General features: G+C 71.3%; 14 protein-coding genes. 7 read left to right on the top strand and 7 right to left on the bottom strand.

Going from position 1 to position 19,107, the window contains the following annotated elements; all coding sequences use genetic code 11:
- Positions 1-89: 89 nt before the first annotated feature.
- Together K8612_RS09310 and K8612_RS09305 are read right to left on the bottom strand one after the other, a co-directional pair.
- Positions 90-500: a VOC family protein gene (locus tag K8612_RS09310; protein WP_223742060.1), complete on the bottom strand. Its 411-nt coding sequence runs from the start codon at positions 498-500 to the stop codon at positions 90-92.
- A gap of 122 nt (positions 501-622) precedes the next feature.
- Complete coding sequence (locus K8612_RS09305; protein WP_223762020.1) at positions 623-1,999, bottom strand: FAD-binding oxidoreductase; 1,377 nt, start codon at positions 1,997-1,999, stop codon at positions 623-625.
- A gap of 202 nt (positions 2,000-2,201) precedes the next feature.
- On the opposite strand from K8612_RS09305, the gene K8612_RS09300 reads away from it, so the two are divergent.
- Together K8612_RS09300 and K8612_RS09295 are read left to right on the top strand one after the other, a co-directional pair.
- On the top strand, positions 2,202-2,894 hold the full coding sequence (locus K8612_RS09300; protein WP_223762019.1) for a response regulator transcription factor: 693 nt from the start codon (positions 2,202-2,204) through the stop codon (positions 2,892-2,894).
- Complete coding sequence (locus tag K8612_RS09295; RefSeq protein WP_223762018.1) at positions 2,891-4,294, top strand: sensor histidine kinase KdpD; 1,404 nt, start codon at positions 2,891-2,893, stop codon at positions 4,292-4,294. Before K8612_RS09300 ends, K8612_RS09295 begins: the two co-directional genes overlap by 4 nt.
- On the opposite strand, the gene K8612_RS09290 is transcribed toward K8612_RS09295, so the two are convergent.
- From K8612_RS09290 to K8612_RS09275, 4 genes are all read right to left on the bottom strand, one after another.
- Entirely contained in the window at positions 4,286-5,884 is a 1,599-nt protein-coding gene (locus K8612_RS09290) for an ABC transporter substrate-binding protein (RefSeq protein ID WP_223762017.1), read from the bottom strand. The genes K8612_RS09295 and K8612_RS09290 overlap by 9 nt on opposite strands.
- An 11-nt stretch (positions 5,885-5,895) precedes the next feature.
- Positions 5,896-7,020: an SCO family protein gene (locus tag K8612_RS09285; RefSeq protein ID WP_223742065.1), complete on the bottom strand. Its 1,125-nt coding sequence runs from the start codon at positions 7,018-7,020 to the stop codon at positions 5,896-5,898.
- Positions 7,017-9,023 carry a YncE family protein gene (locus K8612_RS09280; RefSeq protein WP_223762016.1) on the bottom strand — a complete coding sequence of 669 codons (2,007 nt, stop codon included), beginning with the start codon at positions 9,021-9,023 and terminating at the stop codon, positions 7,017-7,019. The genes K8612_RS09285 and K8612_RS09280 overlap by 4 nt, the downstream gene beginning before the upstream one ends.
- A 98-nt stretch (positions 9,024-9,121) precedes the next feature.
- Complete coding sequence (locus K8612_RS09275) at positions 9,122-14,353, bottom strand: copper oxidase (RefSeq protein ID WP_223762015.1); 5,232 nt, start codon at positions 14,351-14,353, stop codon at positions 9,122-9,124.
- 351 nt (positions 14,354-14,704) lie between these two features.
- On the opposite strand from K8612_RS09275, the gene K8612_RS09270 reads away from it, so the two are divergent.
- The 3 genes from K8612_RS09270 to K8612_RS09260 all read left to right on the top strand — a co-directional run bounded on the left by K8612_RS09270 (position 14,705) and on the right by K8612_RS09260 (position 17,563).
- Positions 14,705-16,108, top strand: a complete 1,404-nt coding sequence (locus tag K8612_RS09270; protein WP_223762014.1) for an RluA family pseudouridine synthase — start codon at positions 14,705-14,707, stop codon at positions 16,106-16,108.
- A gap of 112 nt (positions 16,109-16,220) precedes the next feature.
- Positions 16,221-16,760, top strand: a complete 540-nt coding sequence (locus K8612_RS09265; protein WP_223762013.1) for a hypothetical protein — start codon at positions 16,221-16,223, stop codon at positions 16,758-16,760.
- A 185-nt stretch (positions 16,761-16,945) separates the two neighbouring features.
- Positions 16,946-17,563 (top strand): DUF2716 domain-containing protein, encoded by a 618-nt coding sequence (locus K8612_RS09260; protein WP_223762012.1) that lies wholly within the window; start codon positions 16,946-16,948, stop codon positions 17,561-17,563.
- Positions 17,564-17,578: 15 nt separating this feature from the next.
- Here K8612_RS09260 and K8612_RS09255 read toward each other — a convergent pair whose 3' ends face one another.
- Positions 17,579-17,773, bottom strand: coding sequence for a hypothetical protein (locus K8612_RS09255; protein ID WP_223742071.1), 195 nt, complete (start codon positions 17,771-17,773; stop codon positions 17,579-17,581).
- A 110-nt stretch (positions 17,774-17,883) separates the two neighbouring features.
- Between K8612_RS09255 and K8612_RS09250 the strand changes: the two genes are divergently transcribed.
- Both K8612_RS09250 and K8612_RS09245 read left to right on the top strand, forming a co-directional pair.
- A complete protein-coding gene (locus tag K8612_RS09250) occupies positions 17,884-18,504 on the top strand; it encodes a hypothetical protein (protein WP_223762011.1) in 621 nt (206 codons plus the stop codon).
- 70 nt (positions 18,505-18,574) lie between these two features.
- Positions 18,575-19,087 carry an FHA domain-containing protein gene (locus tag K8612_RS09245; RefSeq protein ID WP_223762119.1) on the top strand — a complete coding sequence of 171 codons (513 nt, stop codon included), beginning with the start codon at positions 18,575-18,577 and terminating at the stop codon, positions 19,085-19,087.
- The last annotated feature ends 20 nt before the right edge of the window (positions 19,088-19,107 follow it).

Below are 19,107 nucleotides of genomic sequence, written 5' to 3'. Positions count from 1 at the left end.
GGCAGGCTGGAGGGCCATGGCCCCCACCACCTTCCGCGTCGCCCGTGCCGCCGACCTCCGCCACGAGGGCATGAAGCGCCCCCTGTGAATCACGGCTGCGGCTGCACGGCGGCGGGGTCCATCCAGAACGGCTCCCACTGGTGGCCATCCAGGTCGCAGAAGCTGCGCTGGTACATCATGCCCATGTCCGTCTTCTCCTTGGTCTCCTTCGCGCCCGCCGCCAGCGCCTTCTCCATCAGCGCGTCCACGGCGGCGCGGTTCTCCTGGGACAGGGCGATGAGCACCTCCGTCGTCTTCGTGGCGTCCGCGACCTCCTTCGGGGTGAACGTCTTGAAGAAGGGCTTCACCAGCAGCATCACGTAGATGTCCTCGCTGATGACCATGCACGTGGCGTTGGCGTCGGTGAACTGGGGGTTGAACGTGTAGCCCAGCTTCGTGAAGAAACCGACCGCGCGGTCCAGCGACTCGACGGGGAGGTTGACGAAGATCTTGGTGCCCATGGTGCGTCTCCTGGCGGAAGAAAGGGATGAGGTGAACGTCGCCTTCATCCACGCGACGAACGCGCCCCGGTGGGATCGACACCGGATTTATTTTCCCCCGCGCCGCCGCCAACCCGCCGGAATCACAGCACCTTGCCGGGGTTGAGCAGGCCCAGCGGGTCGAGCGCGCCCTTGATTGCCCGGTGAAGACGCAGCGTCTCCGGGCCCAACTGCGCGGCCAGGAAGCCGCGCTTGAGGGAACCCACGCCGTGCTCGCCCGTGATGGTGCCGCCCAGGGCCAGCGCCGCGTGCAGGATGGCGTCGAACGCTTCCTTCGCCCGTGCCAGCGCCGCCGGATCCTTCCGGTCGAAGACGACGGTGGGGTGCATGTTCCCGTCGCCCGCGTGCCCGAACGTCCCGATGAGCACCCCGTGCTCCTGCGCGATGCGCTCCACCGCCGCGAGCAGCTCCGGGATGCGCACCACGGGCACGCCCACGTCATCCAGCAGCGTGGCGCCGCGCTGCTCCAGCGCCGGGAAGGCGAAGCGCCGGGCGCCCATGAGCAGCTCGCCCTCGCCCTCGGTCTCGTCGGCGGTGCTCATCACGGTGGTCGCGCCGGCCCGCTCACTGGCCGCGACCATCAACGCCAGCTCCTCTTCTCCCTGCACTCCGCCCGCGTCGGAGCGCGCGATGAGCAGGGCCTCCGCGGTGACGTCCAGGCCCATGGGCTTCCAGTCCTCGACGGCGCGCACGGTGGTGCGGTCCATCAGCTCCAGCACGGACGGGCGCGAGCGCTCCATGATGTCGCAGACGGCCGTGCCCGCGCTGATCAGCGTGGGGAACGCGGCCACCAGCGTCGTCGCCTTCGGCGGCCGGGGCCGCAGCCGCAGCGTCGCCTCCGTGAGGACGCCCAGCGTGCCCTCCGAACCGATGAAGAGGCGCGTCAGGTCATAGCCCGCCACGTTCTTCACCGTCCGCCCGCCGGTGCGCACCACGGTGCCGTCCGCGAGCACCGCCTCCAGCCCCAGCACCGCGTCGCCCGTCACGCCGTACTTCACGCAGCACAGGCCCCCCGCGTTGGTGGCCAGGTTGCCGCCGATGGAGGAGAACTCCCAGCTCGCGGGATCCGGCGCGTACCAGAGGCCTTGCTCCGCGGCGGCGGCCTTCACCGCGCCGTTGAGCGCGCCGGGCTGGACGACGGCCAGCAGGCCGCGCCGGTCCACCTCCAGGATGCGGTTCATCCGCATGAGCGACAGGACGATGCAGCCGTCGCTGGCGTTCGCGCCCCCCGACAGGCCCGAGCCCGCGCCCCGGGGCACCACCGGCACGCGCAGCGCCGTGGCCACGCGCAGCACGGCCTGCACTTCGGACGTGGACGCGGGCCGCACCAGCACCCTCGGCATGCCCGAGGGCGCCCACTCCGCCTGGTCGCGCCGGTGCGCCGCGAGCACGTCGGGATCCGTGACGACCGCCTCCGCCGGCAACACCTCCGCCAGCGCTCGCTCCACGTCGACCGTCATGAGGGCCTCCCAGGCTCTGGACCGTGAGCATGCCCCGGAGCCGGGGCCGCTTCATCGCGCTGTGTGACATTCAGGTGACGGACAGGGGGGCCTCGCGCGTTCCACCTGCCTTCGAGGGAGGCTGGTCCCCAAGTAGGCGGCCATGAAACAATCCGTAACACCGCGGGTCCGAATGGCACGGTTCGAGGAGGCGGCACAGCGCATGAAACTTCTGCTCGTCGAGGACGAGGCGAAGATGGTGCTCCTGCTTCGCAAGGGCCTGGGGGAGGAGGGGCACGCCCTGGATGTCTGTTCCCGGGGCTGCGAGGCGCTCGCGTTGGGCAGCCCGGAGGACTACGACGTCATCGTCCTCGACTGGTCGCTGCCGGACACGGATGGCATGACGCTGCTCAAGGGTTGGCGCGAGGCCGGCGTGCGCACGCCGGTGCTGATGCTGACCGCGCGGGGCACCACCGCCGACAAGGTGAAGGGCCTTCGCTCAGGCGCGGACGACTACCTGGTCAAGCCCTTCGACTTCGAGGAGCTGCTCGCGCGGCTGGAGGTGCTGGGGCGCCGCGGCGAAACAAAGGACGGCGTGGTGCGCCTGGGCGAGCTGGTGCTGGAGCCCGGCCGGCGCATCCTGCGCATCGGTTCGCGGGAGGAGTCACTCACCGCGCGCGAGTTCGCCCTCTTCAGCGCCCTGGCTCGGCACCCCGGTGAGCCTCAGGTGCGGGCGCGGCTGATGGAGCAGACCTGGGGGCCGGACTTCGACGGCAGCGCCAACGTGCTCGACGTGTACGTGGGCTATTTGCGTACGAAGCTGGAGCGGCTGGGGGCCGCGCACGTGTCCATCCGCTCCGTGCGGGGCGTGGGCTACAAGCTCGTGGTCGCGCCGTCCGGCGGCCACCCCGCATGAGGCTGGCGCGGCGCTTGTGGTTGCACGGGGCCCTGCTGCCCGCGCTGGCCACGTTGGGCGCGCTGGCGGTGGCGGGGCAGTTGTTCCGCGCGGACCTGGAGCGCTCGTTGGATCGCGCGCTGCTGGCGCAGGCCGCGGTGGAGAGCGTGAGCCTCTTCGACGGTCCCGGGCAGAAGGTCCACCTCCACATGGCCGTCTCTCCGCTGGTGGAGCAGGTGCGCCCCTTCGCCCCGCAGGGCTACCTCTATCAATCGGATGGACGGCTGGTGATGCGCTATCCGCCGGTCTCCGAGGGCGCGCCCGAGCCGCCGCGCCGCGTGCCGGGCACCCGGGAGGGGGAGCCCACGCTGACCACCGAGGTGTCCCCGGACGGAAGCCGGTGGCGCGAGGTCATGGTGAACGTGCGGTCGCCGCAAGGGGAGTGGTACGGGCTGCGGCTGCTGGCCTCGCTGGGACAGGTGGACCGCTCGGTTGATTCGTTCTTCCGGATGGCGTTCTCCCTGACGGCGGTGATGGGCGGGGCGCTGCTCATCGTGCAGACCCTGCTGGCACGCCGGCTGTCACGGCGGCTGGCGGCCATCGCCCGGAACCTGGAGCGGCTGCGCGAAGGAGACTTCACGCTGTCCCCGGCGGAGGGCCCGGGCACCGACGAGATAGGCCAGGTGGGCGCGGCGCTCCGCGAGGCCACGGCCCGCGTGCGCGGCGCGCGCGAGGCGCAGGAGCGGCTCATCGCGAACGCGGCGCATGAGCTGCGCACGCCGTTGGCGCTGATGCGCACCAGCCTGGATCTGGCGCTGCGGCGCGAGCGGAGCGCGGAGGTGCTGCGCGTCGCGCTCCAGGACGCGCGCACGGAGGTGGACCGGCTGGCGGTGCTGGCCGACTCGCTGCTGGACATGGCCACGGCGGGGCGCGGTGCGTGGGATTGGAAGAAGGGCGACCTGGCCCTGCTCCTGACGCAGGCGGTGGAGGGGGCCCGCGCGGCGGCCGAGCAGCGGGGGCTGCTCATCCACCTGGACGCGCCCGCCGGGGTGGAGGCCCCGTTCGACGCGGGCAGCCTGCGGCAGGCCGTGGACAACCTCCTGGGCAACGCCCTCAAGTTCGCCCCGAAGGGTGGGGACATCCACGTCCGGCTTTCGGAGGAGTCGGGACGCCTCCGCGTGAGCGTGCGGGACACCGGCCCGGGCATTCCCCTGGCGGAGCACGACGCGGTGTTCGAACCCTTCCACCGCGTCGCGGGCGCGGAGCCCAGCCCCGGAGCGGGGCTGGGCCTGGCCATCGTGCGCGAGGTCGCGCGGCGGCATGGGGGACGGGCCTATGTCGCGCCCGGGACGGCTCCCGGAGCGGAGCTCGTGCTGGAGCTGCCGGTGGTGGCTCCCGGGGACGAGCGGGCCTCAGGGTGAGAGGGGAATCCAATCCGACGCGGCCCGCAGGCGCCCCGTCGCTGCCTCCAGCGTCGCGAGCTGCGCGCCCTGGACGCCGACCCGCCGGTTCACGCCGAAGCTGACCGGCGGAGAGACCCCGGTGTCGAAGTCGCGCAGGGACTCCAGTTGTTGCTGCAGGCTCGCGCGCGTGAGGTCCGCGCCCGCGCGGGTGACGGCCTCCACCAACACCCTCGCGGCGGCGTAGGCCCCCAACTGGAAGGCGGTGTGGCCGGGCTTCATGCCGTGCCGGTCCATGAACGCGGTCAGCGCCTCCAGGTCGGGCGCGTGCTCGCCCAGCCCCACGGGAGACAGGAACGTGACCTGGCCCCCCGTGTGCTCCGGCCGGCGCGGATCCGCGAGCGCCGCCGGGGCGAACACCGGCACCGCCAGCGCGCGGGCGGCCAGCGTCCTCAAGAGCGAGGCCAGCCCGTCGGACGTGCCGGTGTACAGCACCGCGAAGGGGGCGGGCCCCGGCTCCGCTTCATCCAGCGCGAGGCCCCAGTCCAGCGGCGTGGCCAGCTCCCGTCGCCCGGCCTCCGCGCGCACGGCCTCCCACCACGCGCGGCCGGCCGCGTCGTCCGGGTGCACCACCGCGAGCGGCTGCCGGCGCAGCCGGGGCTCCCCCGTGCTGGCCAGGTGCTGCACCGCGAGCCGGGCGAGCGCGGAGGGCTCCGGGTAGAGGAGGAACACCGGCCCCTCGTCCGGCGGCGGCCCCGGCTCCAGCGGGAGGGGCAGCACCAGCGGCACGCCTTCGCGCTCCAGCCTCGCGTCGGACGCGAGCCGCGCGGGGCGGAGGCTGGCCACCAGCGCGAAGACGTCCCGCTCCAGCAGCCGCGCTGTGGCGTCCGCGCCCGCGGGGGAGGCGGCCGTCGCGTACAGCGCCGCGTCGTCCTCCACCACCAGCTCCAGCCTGCGCCGGAAGATGCCACCGCGCGCGTTCACGTCCGCGAACACCGCGCGCACCACCGCCTGGATCTCCTGCCCCAGCGGCGCCAGCGGCCCCGTCAACGGCAGCGCCGCGCCCACCGTGAGCGTCGTCGCGGAGAGGCCGGGATCCGGCGCCGCGTCCAGCGTCTGGAGGTAGCCGAGCAGGGCGTCCGCGTCCGCCTTCGCGAGCGCGTAGCGCGGCATGGCCACGCCCAGGGGGCGGCCGCTGGCGGAGACGCCCTCCATGATGGCGCGCAGCAGCGTGGCGCGCGTGTACGCGGGGCGGGAGCGGTCCTCGATGTCCTCCAGTCCCACCGCGCGCGCGTGCTGGAGCGAGCCGGGCGTGATGTCCGGCACCTCCACGCCACCCTCGCGGCTGCCCCGCCCGGAGGGCCCGTGGCAGCGGGCGCACGCGGCGACGGCGCCCTCCAGCTCCACCCGCTCCGGCCCCAGGAAGCCGGTGAGCGGCGAGCCCTGGGGGGACTGGCCCCGCTGGAAGAAGGCGCGCCCGCGCTTCACCTCTTCGGGTGTCGCGGCCCGCGGAGGTGCCTCGCGCCTGCAACCGGTCCCCAGCAGTCCGGCCACGAGCACCAGCACCACGCTCCATCCCGCCCCCGTTCCGCCACCGCGCCCTTGCCGCATGCCGTGCTCCCTCACCGGGGATCGTTCAGGTGTTCCACCGCGGCGACGATGTTGTCCGCCATCGCCATGGCCGGGGACTTGACCCACATGCCCGTGGAGGCGTCGCCGATGAGCAGCGTCGTGTTGTGCTCGTCCGGCTTCTCCGCGTAGCCGCCGAGCTTCTTCAGCACGAGCGTGATGTTCTCCCGCGAGCCGGTGAGGAAGTACCACCCCGGCTGCGCGCCGAACTTCTTCGCGAACTTCGCCAGGCTCCGGGGCGTGTCGTTGGTGGGGTCCACGGAGAGCGTGAGCATGTGCACGTCCTTGCCCATGCGCGCCGAGAGCTTCTTCTGCACCTCCGCCAGGTGCTGCGTGATGGGGGAGCACGCACCCTTGCACGACGTGAACGCGAAGTTGATGAGCACCGTCCGGCCCCGCACCAGGTCCTCGTAGAAGCGGTGCGTCTTGCCGTGCTGATCCACCAGCTCCGTGTTGGTGAAGTACTTCGCCGCGGCGGCGTCCTGGGCGGCCGTGCCGTCCACGGCCGCCAGCTCCGGCGGCGCGGCGGAGGACGCCTGCGCCTCCTTCACCGCCTCCACGATGCGCGAGGGGCTGCCCAGCCCGTCCACGCGCGTCCACCGGCTGGTGAGCGCGTTGCCCACGAGCACGAGCGGCCGGTGCGACTCCTTGTCCGGGACATACCCGCCCAGCGCCACCAGCGCCTCCTTCACCTTCGCGGGCTCTCCGGTGAGGAAGGACCAGTCCGGGCCCGGATGGAAGGGCTCCGCGAACTTCGCCAGCCGCTCCGGCGTGTCGTTGTTCACGTCCAGCGTGATGGAGATGAAGCGCACGTTGGCGCCGCGCCCCAGTTGCTGGCGCGCCCGGTCGAGCGTCGCCGTCACCGGCGTGCAGATGGTCTTGCAGCGCGTGAAGATGAAGTTGATGGCCACGGTCTGCCCGCGCACCAGGTCCGACCACAGCTTCACCTGCCGGCCGTGCTGATCCACCAGCGTCACGTCCGGCACCGTCACGTCCAGCGACGCGGGGGCCGCGGGCGGGGAGGGGAGGGGCACGCGCGCGTCCTCCTGCGCGTGCGCGAGCGGCGCGCACGCCAGCGCCAGGGCGAATACCGCCTGCTTCAGGGTCGGAATCATCATGGGGTGGACTCGGAGGTGACGGCGGCCGCGAGCGGGGACGACACGCCGAGGGTGGAGGTGGGCAGGCGGCCGAGGTCCAGCCCCCGGCCCTCCACGCCCACCACGAACTTGTACTGGCCCGGCGACGGCGGCCGGAAGTCGACCTCGAACACGCCGTCCGCGACGCGCCGGGGTTCGGTGCGCACCTGCCAGGTGCCGGGCGTGCGGAACAGCAGCACGCGGATCTCCTCCGGCGCCACCGCGGGCGCGCCCGTGCCGGCGGTGGGCTCCAGGCGGAAGCGCAGCGGCACCGTCTCTTCCGGCGCGTACGTCCGCTTCGCGTCGAACTCCGGCGTGAGCTTCAAGGGCAGCGTCTTCGCGAGCGACGCGTCCAGCGGGACCTGGCCCACCTTCCACTCCAGGCACGCCACGACCCGGGGGTTGTCCAGCAGCAACTGGACGTCATAGGTGCCGTTCTCGCGCACGCTGCCCCGGGCGGTGAAGACGCCGGGCTCCGCCTCGCGCAGTGAGCGGTCCAACACCTTCACCGCGCGGGGCTCGCGGCCGTAGTTCAGGTGCGTGCCGCGTGGGGCCATCATGCCCTCCTGGTAGAGGAACAGCGCGCGGTCCGCGTTGCCCGCGATGATGACGCCATTGCCCTCCGGCAGCGGCGCGATGGGGTCCGAGCGGCCCAGCTCCCGTGCGTCGGCGGCGGGGCGCTGCCCCGCGGTGATGTGCACCTGGGCGGGCGTGCCGGTGCCCTCCAGCGTCTTCAGCTCCACCAGCGTCACGCGGCTGTCGGTGGTGTTGCGCACGTAGGCGAAGGCGTCCGTGAACACGACGGAGTCCGGCGCGGAGAAGCCGGTGAGCGTGTGGGCCACCTGGCCGGAGGCCGCGTCCAGGATGTCCACCGTGTGGGTGTCCCGGTGCACCAGGAAGGCCCAGCGGCCGGTGTTGTCGAAGCGCAGCGCGTCCAGGCCGCCCTTCACCGGGATGCGGCGCGACACCTCGCGCCGCGCGGCGTCCACCACCACCACCTCCCGCGCCCCGGGCCTTGAAGCGAAGAGTGCCCGGGCCACGTCGCTCCAGGCCAGCGCTGTGACGCCCGCGCCCACCTCCACCTGGCCCAGCACCTCGCCGGAGGCCACGTCCAGCGCCGTCAGCGCCGTGGCGTCGCGGGCGGAGACCCAGGCCGTGCGTCCGCTGTCGGAGAAGCCGAAGGCATGCGGGCCCGGCCCCACGTCCACCGGGTCGCGCACGGCGTGCGCGGGCGTGTCGATGACGCTCACCGTGCCGTCGCCGTCGTTGCTCACCCACGCGGTGAGGCCGTCCGGGGACAGCGCGATGCGCCCCGGCTGGCTCCCCACGCGCAGCGGGCGCGTCACCACGAAGCGCTGGGTGTCCACCACGGACACGGTGTCCTGCGCCGGCACCGTCACGTACAGCGCGGAGCGGTCCGGCAGCAGCGCCCAGTCCGCCGCGCCGCCGCCCACGGACACCAGGTGCTGGAGCTTCGTGCGGTCGAAGGCGATCTGCGGGTTGATGACGGACACCGTCTGGTCGTGATTGAGCGTGAGGAACCAGTACGCGTTGAAATCCACGTCCGCCTGCGCGGACAGCAGCCCGCCCAGATACGAGCGCACCCGCGCCTTGCACGCGGCGTCGTCCGGAGCAGGCTCGCCCGGGGGGCGCAGGCGCATCCATGCCAGGGGGCGGCGCCCCGCCAGCGGCTCTCCCGTGCGGGCATCCGTGACGGCGACGCGGGCGAGCGCCTGGAGCGGCGAGCCCTGCTCGGCCTCCATCCGCCGGGGCATCAACGTCAGGTCGAACGCGAGCGACACCCCGTCGCGCGTCACCTTCGCGGCGGGCGCGGTGAGGGGCGCTGGTCGCGAGCCCCAAGGCTCGGAGGACTCGGAGGGCTCGGAGGGTTGGGCGGGGGCCCGCGTGAGAAAGGCATGTCCCCCCACGGCGAGGAGGCCCGTGGACAGCAGACCGGCGGTGGCGAAAACGAAGGGCTTGCGCATGGGCGGTTTGAAGCGGTGAGGCCAGGAAGGAAGGAGGGGCGGCGCGAGGGGAAGAAGAGGCCTTCCACCGCTCGCGCCGCCCGGGGCGCGCTCCGGGGCTACTCCACCCGGTACACGCCCCACAGACCGCCGCTGCTCCAGAGGAAGCTGGGCATGTCGCGGTACAGGTAGTCCCCCGTGACGCCGTAGGCACCGCCCGCGCCGTACTCCGGGACGATGTTCCAGTGGTGCATCACCGAAGAGCCTCCTTGCGTGGAGATGACCGGCGACGTGGCGTTGGGGCCCATCACCCGCGACTGCGCGCCCTCGGCCCACGGGTTGCGGCGCCACTCCGCGCCATGGATGGCGAAGGCGTGCTGCCGCGAGTGGCCGGAAGGCTGTCCCACGCGCCAGCGCACCGGCTCACCGACCTTCGCGGTGAACACCGGCGTGGCCGGGTCACCATGGGTGGCGGAGCTGAGGATGGCGGTGAGGTCGTAGTTGTTCGTGTCCTCCGGCGGCGTCTGCGGAGGCACCCCCAGGCGGGCCCATAGGGGCTCGGTGCGGTAGTTGAAGCCCTTCTGGCCGGTGTCCTGCGAGTCGTCGATGCCGCTGGTGTTGCGCAGCGCGGTGCCGCTGTTCAGGCCGCTGGTGCCGGAGTCCTGGAAGCGGGGGTTGTCGGTGTGCAGGCCCAGGTCGTCCTGGTAGAGCAGGACGAACTCGCGGAACGTCTGCTTGCCGCCGTCCGGGCGCGTGTAGCGCACGCGCGCCTGCGCGTCCGTGCCGGGGTCGGTGCTCCAGTCCGCGTCCTTCGGCTCGATGACCAGCGCGCCGATGCCGCCGTGCATGCCGTGGTTCACCACGTCCGCCATGTTGCGCAGGTTGACGATGCCGAACTCCATGGGCGTCACCTGGCCCACCGGGTACGGCGACGTCCAGGGGGAGCTCTTGAACTCGCCCGCGAACCAGCGGTACGTGCGCGTCGCGCCCGGCGGCACCGTCTGCTGGGCGTTGAGGCCCACGTTCGCGCCGTCGTCCGTGTTCACGTCCACGTTGACCAACTGCGGGTGCAGCGAGACGTGGTTGGACATCCGCGTCTGGTTGACGTTGAAGCTGGACGTGATGGCCGAGTGGTGCGCCCACACGTCCTTCTTCGTGGGCACCGTCGCGGGCAGCCGGTTCGTCAGCACCACCTGCACGCACTCGCCGGCCCGCGCGCGGAGGATGAGCGGCTCCGGCGCGCGCTTGCCCAGCTTCAGGTCGGACAGGTACTCGTCGCGGGCGAAGATGACCGCGTCCGGATCATAGAAGCCGTACTTGCTGTTGTAGACGAGCCTGCCGCCGGGCAGCCAGTTGCGCGAGTCGATGGCGGACACCGTGTACAGCCGCACCGGCGCGCTGCGGGGGCACGAGTCCACCTTCACCGGCTTGATGCCCAGCTTCCCGCTGCTCTCGTACTGGAGCACCAGCTCGCGGTCGATCTTCAGCATCGCCTCGCGCTCCTCCAGCGCGAACGCCACGGTGCGCTGCTTCACCTCCTCGCCCTTCTCGTTGATTTCATAGGAGGCCTGGATGGTCTCGTCGTCCTCGCTCAGCCGGGGCAGGCCCGCGCGCTCCGGCATCTCCAGCAGCGACACGGGCGGGTAGGCCTGGAGCGGCTCCTTGCCTCCCGCTGACACCGCCAGATCCAGCCGCGGGTTCAGGTCCACCGCGAGCATCGCCACGTCCCCCAGCGAGCGCAGCCCCTTCTGCTTGTTGCGGTACGTGCGCAACAGGCCCCACATGCCGTTCCACAGGTCTCCGTTGGACGCGCTCATGTAGAGGTAGTCCGCCGTCTCGTAGGTGCCGCCGATGGCGGGCAGGCCCCCGGTCAGCTCGAACTCGAAGTGCTCGGAGATGCCAATGGCCTGGGCGTTCTGGAAGCCGCTGTTCGGGTCGCCTCCCTCGCGCAGCCACTTGTGCCCGTGCAGGCTGAAGCTGTGCTGCTCCTCCTGCGAGCCCTGGACCAGGCGGATCTTGATGCGGTCGCCCTCGTAGCCCGCCATCAGCGGGGTGTACGGGTCGCCGTGGATGTCCGAGCGGAAGACGTTGGACATCTCCCCCGCCTTGGTGGCGAGCAGCTTGCGGGTGCCGCAGCGCGTGGAGCGCGAGGAGATTCGCACCGGGATGGGTTCGTTGCGGTAGTTGATCATCATGCCGCCCGGGTCCGCGGCGCTGATGGCCTCCGGCATGGCGACGGACTCGAAGCCGACCGCCCAGGGCAGCGCGTCCTCCTTGTAGTTGGGAGGGTTCACCGGCTGGCCGCACTCGTCGTAGAGCGGGTTGTAGTCCATGAAGCCCAGGGTGAACTCGCGGAAGCTCTGGCTGGGGTCCGCGGTGATGACGTCCGCGCGCCAACTGGTGGGGCCACCATCCGCCACGCGCGAGCCGTAGTAGACGCCCGTGCGCGGGTCGCGCCACTTGGAGCCCTTGGGCTCCACGATGAGCGCGCCGAAGAAGCCGTGCTGCTGGTGCGACGACGGGCCGAAGTGATCATGCGTGAAGACCGTCTCCAGCGTGCGCTGCGGGGTCGGGTCATCCGCCCACCAGCGCTGCACCGTGGTCTGCGCCGTGCCCGGCGCGCGGCTGATGCGCGGGTGCGACGCCGGGGCGCTGAGCGTCACCCGGGTGCCCGTCTCACCGGTGGCGCCGTCCGCCGCGAAGGCGCCGCCGGCCGCGTTGGCCAGGTGGATGCGCTCCGCCACGGTGTCGGAGGACAGCGTGCCGTCCTCGTAGTTCCAGCCGTTGCCCGCGCCGTCCGCCGACGTGACGTCGAACTTCACCAGGTGGATGTGCTGCCCGATGACGTCCGTGGGCGTGTAGATCTGGAACGCGTCCGGCTCCAGGTGCTTGGGGATGAGGTTGGTCGCGTAGAAGTTGATGCACTCGCCGGACTGGGCCCGGAAGAAGAAGGGCTCCGGCGGGCGCAGGCCGTCCTGGGTCGCGGGCACGTCCTCGTTGAGGACCATCAGCCGGGCCTGCGGGTCATGCCACCCGGCGCGGTTGATGCGCTGCAGGTCGATCTGGAGATAGGCCGCGCGGTAGTTGCGCACGCCCACGTTCTCCGGGCAGGGGTCCGCGAAGGGCGCGCCCGCCACCGGCTTGCGCCCGTTGACGGTGAACGTCCCGCTGCCGCCCAGCGGCGTGTAGGACGGGTAGCCGGCCGCCAGGTCGCCGTAGAGCGTGGTGACGCTGGAGGCGTTGGGGAAGCTCCCCGAGTGGAACGCCATGGCGTTGCGCTCCAGGGGGGTGCCGTTCTGCGGCAGCAGCTTGATGTTGAGCGCGGAGGGATCCACGTCGAAGCGGCCGGAGGCGCCGTACGTCACGGGGCCCACGGCGCGCGTGACGATGTGGCGGGGCAGGCCTCCGTCGAACTCCAGGTCCAGCGGCGCCTGCGGCGCGCGGCGGCCGGCCAGGCCCGCGATGTAGAAGGGGTAGCCGGGGAACGCCGGGCGCGTCACCGGCCGGCCGTTGGCGTCCGTGACGGTGGTGCTGGCGTAGGTGGGCATGGGCGGCATCGCCCGGTCGGGCAGCGGGACGACGGCGGGGTTGGGCGTGCCGTTCTTGATCTCCGCGTCCGGGAGGAGGCGGTCGCTCGTGCCTGCCTCGAAGACGTCGTGCACGCGCCACAGCGCCCACATGCCCTGCGCGAAGTGCGGGTACAGGTGGCAGTGGTGGATGGAGTCGCCCGCGGTGAAGTTGCGGTTGCCGGAGCCGCCGAAGTTGATGTCGTAGGTGAAGGCGGAGCCCGGCCCGACGGTCTGCGAGTCCAGGTAGTTGGACGCCTCCACGCTGGGGGAGAACTTCCACTGGTGGGCGTGGAGGTGGAAGACGTGCGTCTCCGCGGGGCCCGCGTGGATGTTGCGGATGCGCACCGGGTCCCCCAGGTAGCTGTGGTGCACGTTGGTGGGGTCATCCGGGTAGAGCGCCTGGGTGGCGCGGCCGGAGGCGTCCTTCTCCACGTTCATCGCGGGGTCGCCGTTGGCCCACGACTCCAGGAAGAACTCCTCGTATTCGCAGGTGACGCAGTCCTTGGTGGGGCCGATCTTCGCGCGGTTGGCGAGCAGCTCCGCGCCCAGGCCCGCCACGCCGTAGTTGATGCCGAAGCCGTCACGCACGCTGTGGAACGTGGGGTTCCACTCCAGCTCGTCGAAGGCCTGAACCGCCTTCACCTCGTCGTGGTAGATGGCGGTGAGCTCGCGGAAGCTGCCGGTGTCGCGCGACGTGGACGTCCCCATCACCGTGCTGCTGTAGCCGGTGATGAGCGCCTCCAGGTCGCCGTGGCGGATGCGATTGTCCTCGTCCAGGATGGCCAGCAGCGGCCGGCCCGAGCCGTCCTTCGCCTCGTAGTCGATGACGGGCGTGCCGTCCGGGTTGCGGGACGTGGTGACGGCCTCCATCACCTTGCCGGTGACCTTGGAGCGGTACCACCGCGCGCCCGGCGGCTCCACGTTGAGGGCGCCGAAGAGGCCGTGCGCCGTGGAGCCGCCGTCGCCCTGGCCGCCGAACGACGCGCCCATGCTGTAGAAGAAGAAGACCCCCTCGTGGTCCGCGTACCAGGTGTACGTGGTGCTGCCGCCCGGGCTCACCAGGCTGCTGGCGTTCTTGCCCACCCAGGCCCCGTCCGAGCCCATGGTGAGGTACTGCAAGCCCTGCACGTGGATGGACGCGGTGCGCGTGGCCGGAGAGTCCTCGCGGTGCGCGTCGTCGAACTTGCCCTCGTCACCCAGCGCGACCCAGAAGCCGCCCGCGGGCTCGTTCTGGAGCAGCGACTTGACCCGGTCATACGTGGGCGTCAGCACCCAGGCGGGGAGCACCTTGCGCAGGAACGTCCAGCCATTGCTGGAGCCCGACGCCCGGCTCACGCCCGGCTGCGACTGGGACGGGCTGGGGATGGCCGAGCGCGTGGGCGCCAGCATGTTGTGGAACACGACCGTGAGGCAGTCCCCCACGTTGGCGCGCAGCGTGAGCGGACGCGGGCGCTTGTCCGGCTTCAGGCGGACGTTGCCGGGGATCAGCCCGGGCTTGCCGTCGATGGCCTCCACGTCGTCGCGGAGCGCGTAGATCATCCCCGTCGGGTTGTAGGAACCCAGGCGGTTGTAGGTGTAGGCCTGATCCAGGGCCACCACCTCCGCGCTGACGGTCCGGGCGCACGCGGGGGAGGGCGGAGCAACGGGCTGGGGGACGATCTTGTCCCGGTACGGCAGGTTGACGATCTGGATGCCCTGGGCGGTGGCGCCCGTGGCTTCGGGCGCGTCCCCGGGCGCGCGCGGCCCGCAGGCCATCACGCCGCAGAGCGCGGCGAAGAGCACGGTCCTCCCGTGTCTTGACGCAATGCTTCTCTTCTGGTGTGGAAACACAACGCCCCCTCGGCATTGCCCGATGTGGTGGATGAGAGCCTTTGATGAGGAAATTCTCAGGCTTCCCCCGCCGCTCGCAGGCGGGGAATCGGATGAAACACAGACGGACTTCGAGTGACCTCATTTCACTAGGGGAGGTGCTGATCGAAAGTAAACAGGCCGTCCAAGGCTCCGGATTTGTTGACGTGGCGATGCGGGAGGTCGTCCTCTCTAAGAGGATTCAAAGGAAGTGGAGGGCCGGGTGCGCGAAGCTCTCCGGAGGTGCCCGCGGGTGAAGTCATGGAATCGACCCTGATGCTTTGGATGGATACGACCGGGGAGCGCCCACCGGAGCGGCTGGCGAGCCCCTTCCGCGGAGGCCCGCCTGGCGCCTGGGGGCGCAAGGCGGCGGAGGCGCTCCAGCAGGCGCTGCGCCGCGACGCCGCGTGCTCGGAGGCGTTGTGGCGGCCGGGGGGCGGGAAGATGTTCGGCGTGCTGGGCGTCGCGGGGCCCGGGGGGCGGCTCGGGTTCCTGCGGGCGTTCTCCGGGATGCTGAACGGCGCGTGGAACGTGGAGGGCTTCGTGCCGCCCCTGTTCGACCCGGTGGCCCGCGACGCGTTCTGGCCGGCGGGGGAGGCGGAGCTGGCCGCGCTGGAACAACAGCATGCGGCGCTGTGCCGGGACGCCGAGGCGTTGCGAACGCAGGGACGCGCTGATTCGCTGCGCGACGTGGAAGCGCGCCTGGCGGACGTGGAGCACGTGCGCGCCGAGCGCTCGCGCTCCCTGTGGCGGCAGGTGACGCAAGGATATGTCATTCCCAATGCACGCGGTGAAACACAGACATTGGCCTCGCTGTTCGCGCCCAGGCCTCCTCCCGGTGGCGCCGGTGATTGCGCGGCGCCCAAGCTGCTGGCGTATGCCTTTCGCAACGGATTGACGCCCCTGGAGCTCGCGGAGTTCTGGTGGGGAGCACCGCCGCTCGATGGCCGCCGGGAATCCGGTGCGTACTATCCCGCGTGTGACAACAAATGCGGCACGGTGCTGCCGTACATGTTGCAAGGGCTGGACGTGGAGCTGCCGCCTCCCGCCGCGCCAGCCGTCGCCGGACCGCGCGTCGTCCATGAGGACCCGTGGCTCCTGGTGGTCGACAAGCCCGAGGGCCTGCCCACGCTCCCCGGACGCCATGCGCCCACGCGCGACTCGGTGCTCGTCCGGCTCCAGCCCCGGTTCCCGGACCTGTCCCCCGCCAGCTTCCTCCACGAACTGGACCCCGAGTCCTCGGGCCTCCTCGTCATCGCCCGGGACGCGGTGACGCGGGCCTCGCTCCAGCGCCAGTTCTCCCAGGGCGAGGCGGAGCACCGCCACGTCGCCTGGGTGGACGGCCGCGTGGACGGGGGCTCAGGCCTCATCGACCTGCCGCTGCGCCCGGCGGCCCACGCGTCATTGGAGGACTGCGTGGACGCCCGCCACGGCAAGCGGACCCGGAGCGCGTGGAAGGTCCTCCATCGCGACGCGGCCCGGACCCGGGTGGAGTTCGTTCCCGCGACCCAGCTTCCCCTCGCGTTGCGTATCCATGCCGCGCATCACCTGGGGCTGGGACTGCCCATCGCCGGGGACGCGCGCTTTGGACGAGAGGACGTGCGGCTGATGCTCCATGCCGACGCGCTGGCCTTCGTGCATCCACGCACGGGCGAGCGTCTGGCATTCGCCTCGCTCGCGCCATTCTGAAGCCTGATGCCGTGGATTGTTTGATCAATCCAAGGGGCCGCGGAGTCCAAGGGACAGGGAAGGGCGGGAAGGCCCTTCATGGACAGACACCCCCACCTTGGAGAGGAAACCCATGACCCACGCACGCAAGAACTCCGGCTCGAAGTCCTTCATCGCCGGCCTGATGCTGGCCGCCACGGCGCTCACCGGCTGCGGACAGGACGACATCAACCGCAAGTACCAGGGCACGTACGAACTGGAGCTCCAGCTCGACACCGGCGGGAAGGTGTCCGAGGGAGACCTGGACGTGGGCTTCAACGTCTACAACGACGATGAAGCCATCATCTCGATGAACAAGCTGCTGTGCACCCTCTCCGCCAGCTACAGGGCGAAGGTCGCGCTGCCCGGTGCGGACGGCAAAGAGGTGGAGGTCGAGCTGCTGAGCGACGTGCGCCCGGATCAGATCCTCGTGTGCCCCGTGCCCGCGGAGCTGGGGGAGAACCTCTGGCTGCACTTCCGCCTGGGCCTGGGTCGCGTCGAGAAACAGCAGCTCATCATCGACTACGACGGCACCGTGGTGCGCGGCACGCTCGATGAGGTCTCGAACGGACAGGGCATCCGCGTGGGGACCTTCGACTACACGTTCCAGGGCAACGAAGTGGCGGTGCCCTGATTCACCCGGCGCAATCCCAGCGTCCGCCCCGTGACACCGGGTGTGAGTGGCCCCAGCGGCTTTCCACATCCGGCCCTCGTCGCGGTGGACGTCGGGTGCCATGCACAGACCCCTCCCGGCAGGTGCTTGCGTGATTCCTGCGTTGCGCGCATACCCGGGCTTTCGCGACAAGGGGGGCAGGGGTCGTGATTGAACTCAAACCGGAAGCCGAAGCCTGGATGCCTCTGTCGGGCGATGCGGAGCGCCACGCGCTGGACCATCCGTGGCCTTCGCCGGAGCAGGGCAGCGTGCGCTTCGTCGTGGGCGAGGACTTCTTCCGCCTGGAGCACGACGTCCGGCTGGAGCTCTACCGCGACCTGGCGGAGCGGATGCTCGCCGTGTTCCGGGAGCTCACCCCGCCCGGGGGCTGGCTCTACGCGTTGGATCCGCAGCACCCCTGCTACCGCCTCTCCCCGCACGTCCGCTTCGAGGCCGGCGCGACGCTGGAGGAGATGACCGGGCTCTACACGCGTGAACACATGGAGCGCGTGGAGCGCGGCATCCACCCGCCGTCGTTCGAGCCGCGCTGGGCCATGGACGTCCACCCGGCGGGAGACCCGGAGCACCTCTTCGCGCCGCCGGACTTCCACTTCGTCTTCGCCGCGCGCTACCGCGTGGGCAACTTCGACGGGCTGGAGGCCCCGGGCAAGGGCCCCATCGAGACGGAGACCTACGAGCTGCTGGGACACCGCCTCATCGCCGCCGTGGACAGGAACCCGCCGGCGCTCTTCCAGCGCGCGCGCAGGTTGGGGCCCGACGACTGAGGGGGACCCGGAACGTCAGTCCGGCCGGGACACGGCGCGCGGGCGGGGCGCGGACTCGTAGTAGAGGTTGGCGCGCCCCTCGCCGTAGACGACCAGCACCCGGTCGTTCTCCTCCAGGAGCCCCGACGTCTTCTGCGCGACCTTGCGGACAAGCGTGTCGAGCTGTGCCGGACCCTGCTTGCTGCTGGCCCGGACCGTGACGACTGGCATTCGGTGTTCCGCTCCTGGTGACCTCCCGCGACGGCAGGAAGGGCGCTGCGTGTCATAGCCAACGGAACACTTCGTTGACAAGTGCGCGCTGCCACGGTGGATAGGGACCCATGCTCCACCTCGCTCGCGCATTGCTGGTTGTCTCGCTTGCCCTGGTCTCCACCACCGCCGCCGCGCAGTCGCGTGAGGCGCAGGACCTGCGGGGCCACGTGTCGCCCACGCCCTTCTGGCTGCCCCGTGGCGTGTTCCTGGGCACGCAGATCAACAACGGCGCGGTCATCCCCAACGTGCGCATCCAGTGGGAGTTCACCATCTTCCAGGACCGCAAGGACGCGTGGATCGCCGTCCTGGAGGGTGGGGTGGGGTGGGCGGCGTCATTGCCCGACAGCGCGCTGGAGAGCCGGAACCTCTACCTGCCGGTGTCCTCCTACTATGAGCACAACGCGCAGGTGGGCTTCGGCTACCGCAACCACCTGCCGGGCAAGGTCCACTGGGGCTTCCAGGTGACGGGCGGCCCCACCTTCTACGGCGCCCACTTCACCACCCAGCCGCCGGACCGCCGCGTCGCGGGCTCCGTCCAGGGCCGCATCCAGATTGGCTACCAGCTCCCGCAGGACGTGGGCGTGGGCCTCGCGCTGGGGTACTCGGAGCCCTTCGGCCTCAAGAACCGCAGCTTCGCGCGTGACTTCGTGGGTGGCGTGAACATCGGATTTTTCGCGGATTGGCGGTAGCGGCGCTGTACACTCCCTGAGCGAGCGCGGCCCCGCCTGCCGGTGCGGGTAGGGCGCCGCTTCCATGCCCATGGCCGAGCTGCTCAGTGCCCACGTCGCGCGCTACCTGCGCAACCGCGAGGAGTTCGAACGGGGGCTCCCTGCGGGCCTCCTCCTCTTCACGCCTCCCCTGGGCGGGGTCGCCCCCTCCGACCTGGAGGAGTACCCGGTGCGCACGGTGACCAACGCGGGCCCTCCGACGCTCGGTCAGGACGAACCCGTCGTCTTCCCGCTGCTCAAGTGCCGGGGCAACGCCTTCGGCCGCGGCATCACCGTGGGGCGCACCGGCAACAACGACGTCGTCCTGGATGACGGCAGCGTGTCCCGGTTTCACGCGTGGTTTTCGCGGGACGCGGGGGATACCGGTTTTCTGCTGACAGACGCGGGTTCGAAGAACGGCTCGTACGTCACCGGGAGCCGGCTGTTGGCTCGCAAACCCATGGCGGTGGAGGACGGGATGCGGCTGCGCTTCGGACAGGTGGAGGTCAGCTTCTACACGGCTGGAGGCTTCGCGCGCCTGCTGGCGGTGCGCCTGCAACCCTGAAGCCTTGCCACGTCTTCGGC

Source organism: Corallococcus sp. AS-1-6, from assembly GCF_020037015.1.
Classification (GTDB): domain Bacteria; phylum Myxococcota; class Myxococcia; order Myxococcales; family Myxococcaceae; genus Corallococcus.
Note: the sequence above shows the minus strand (reverse complement) of the source record. Positions and strands in the feature narration are given on the sequence as shown.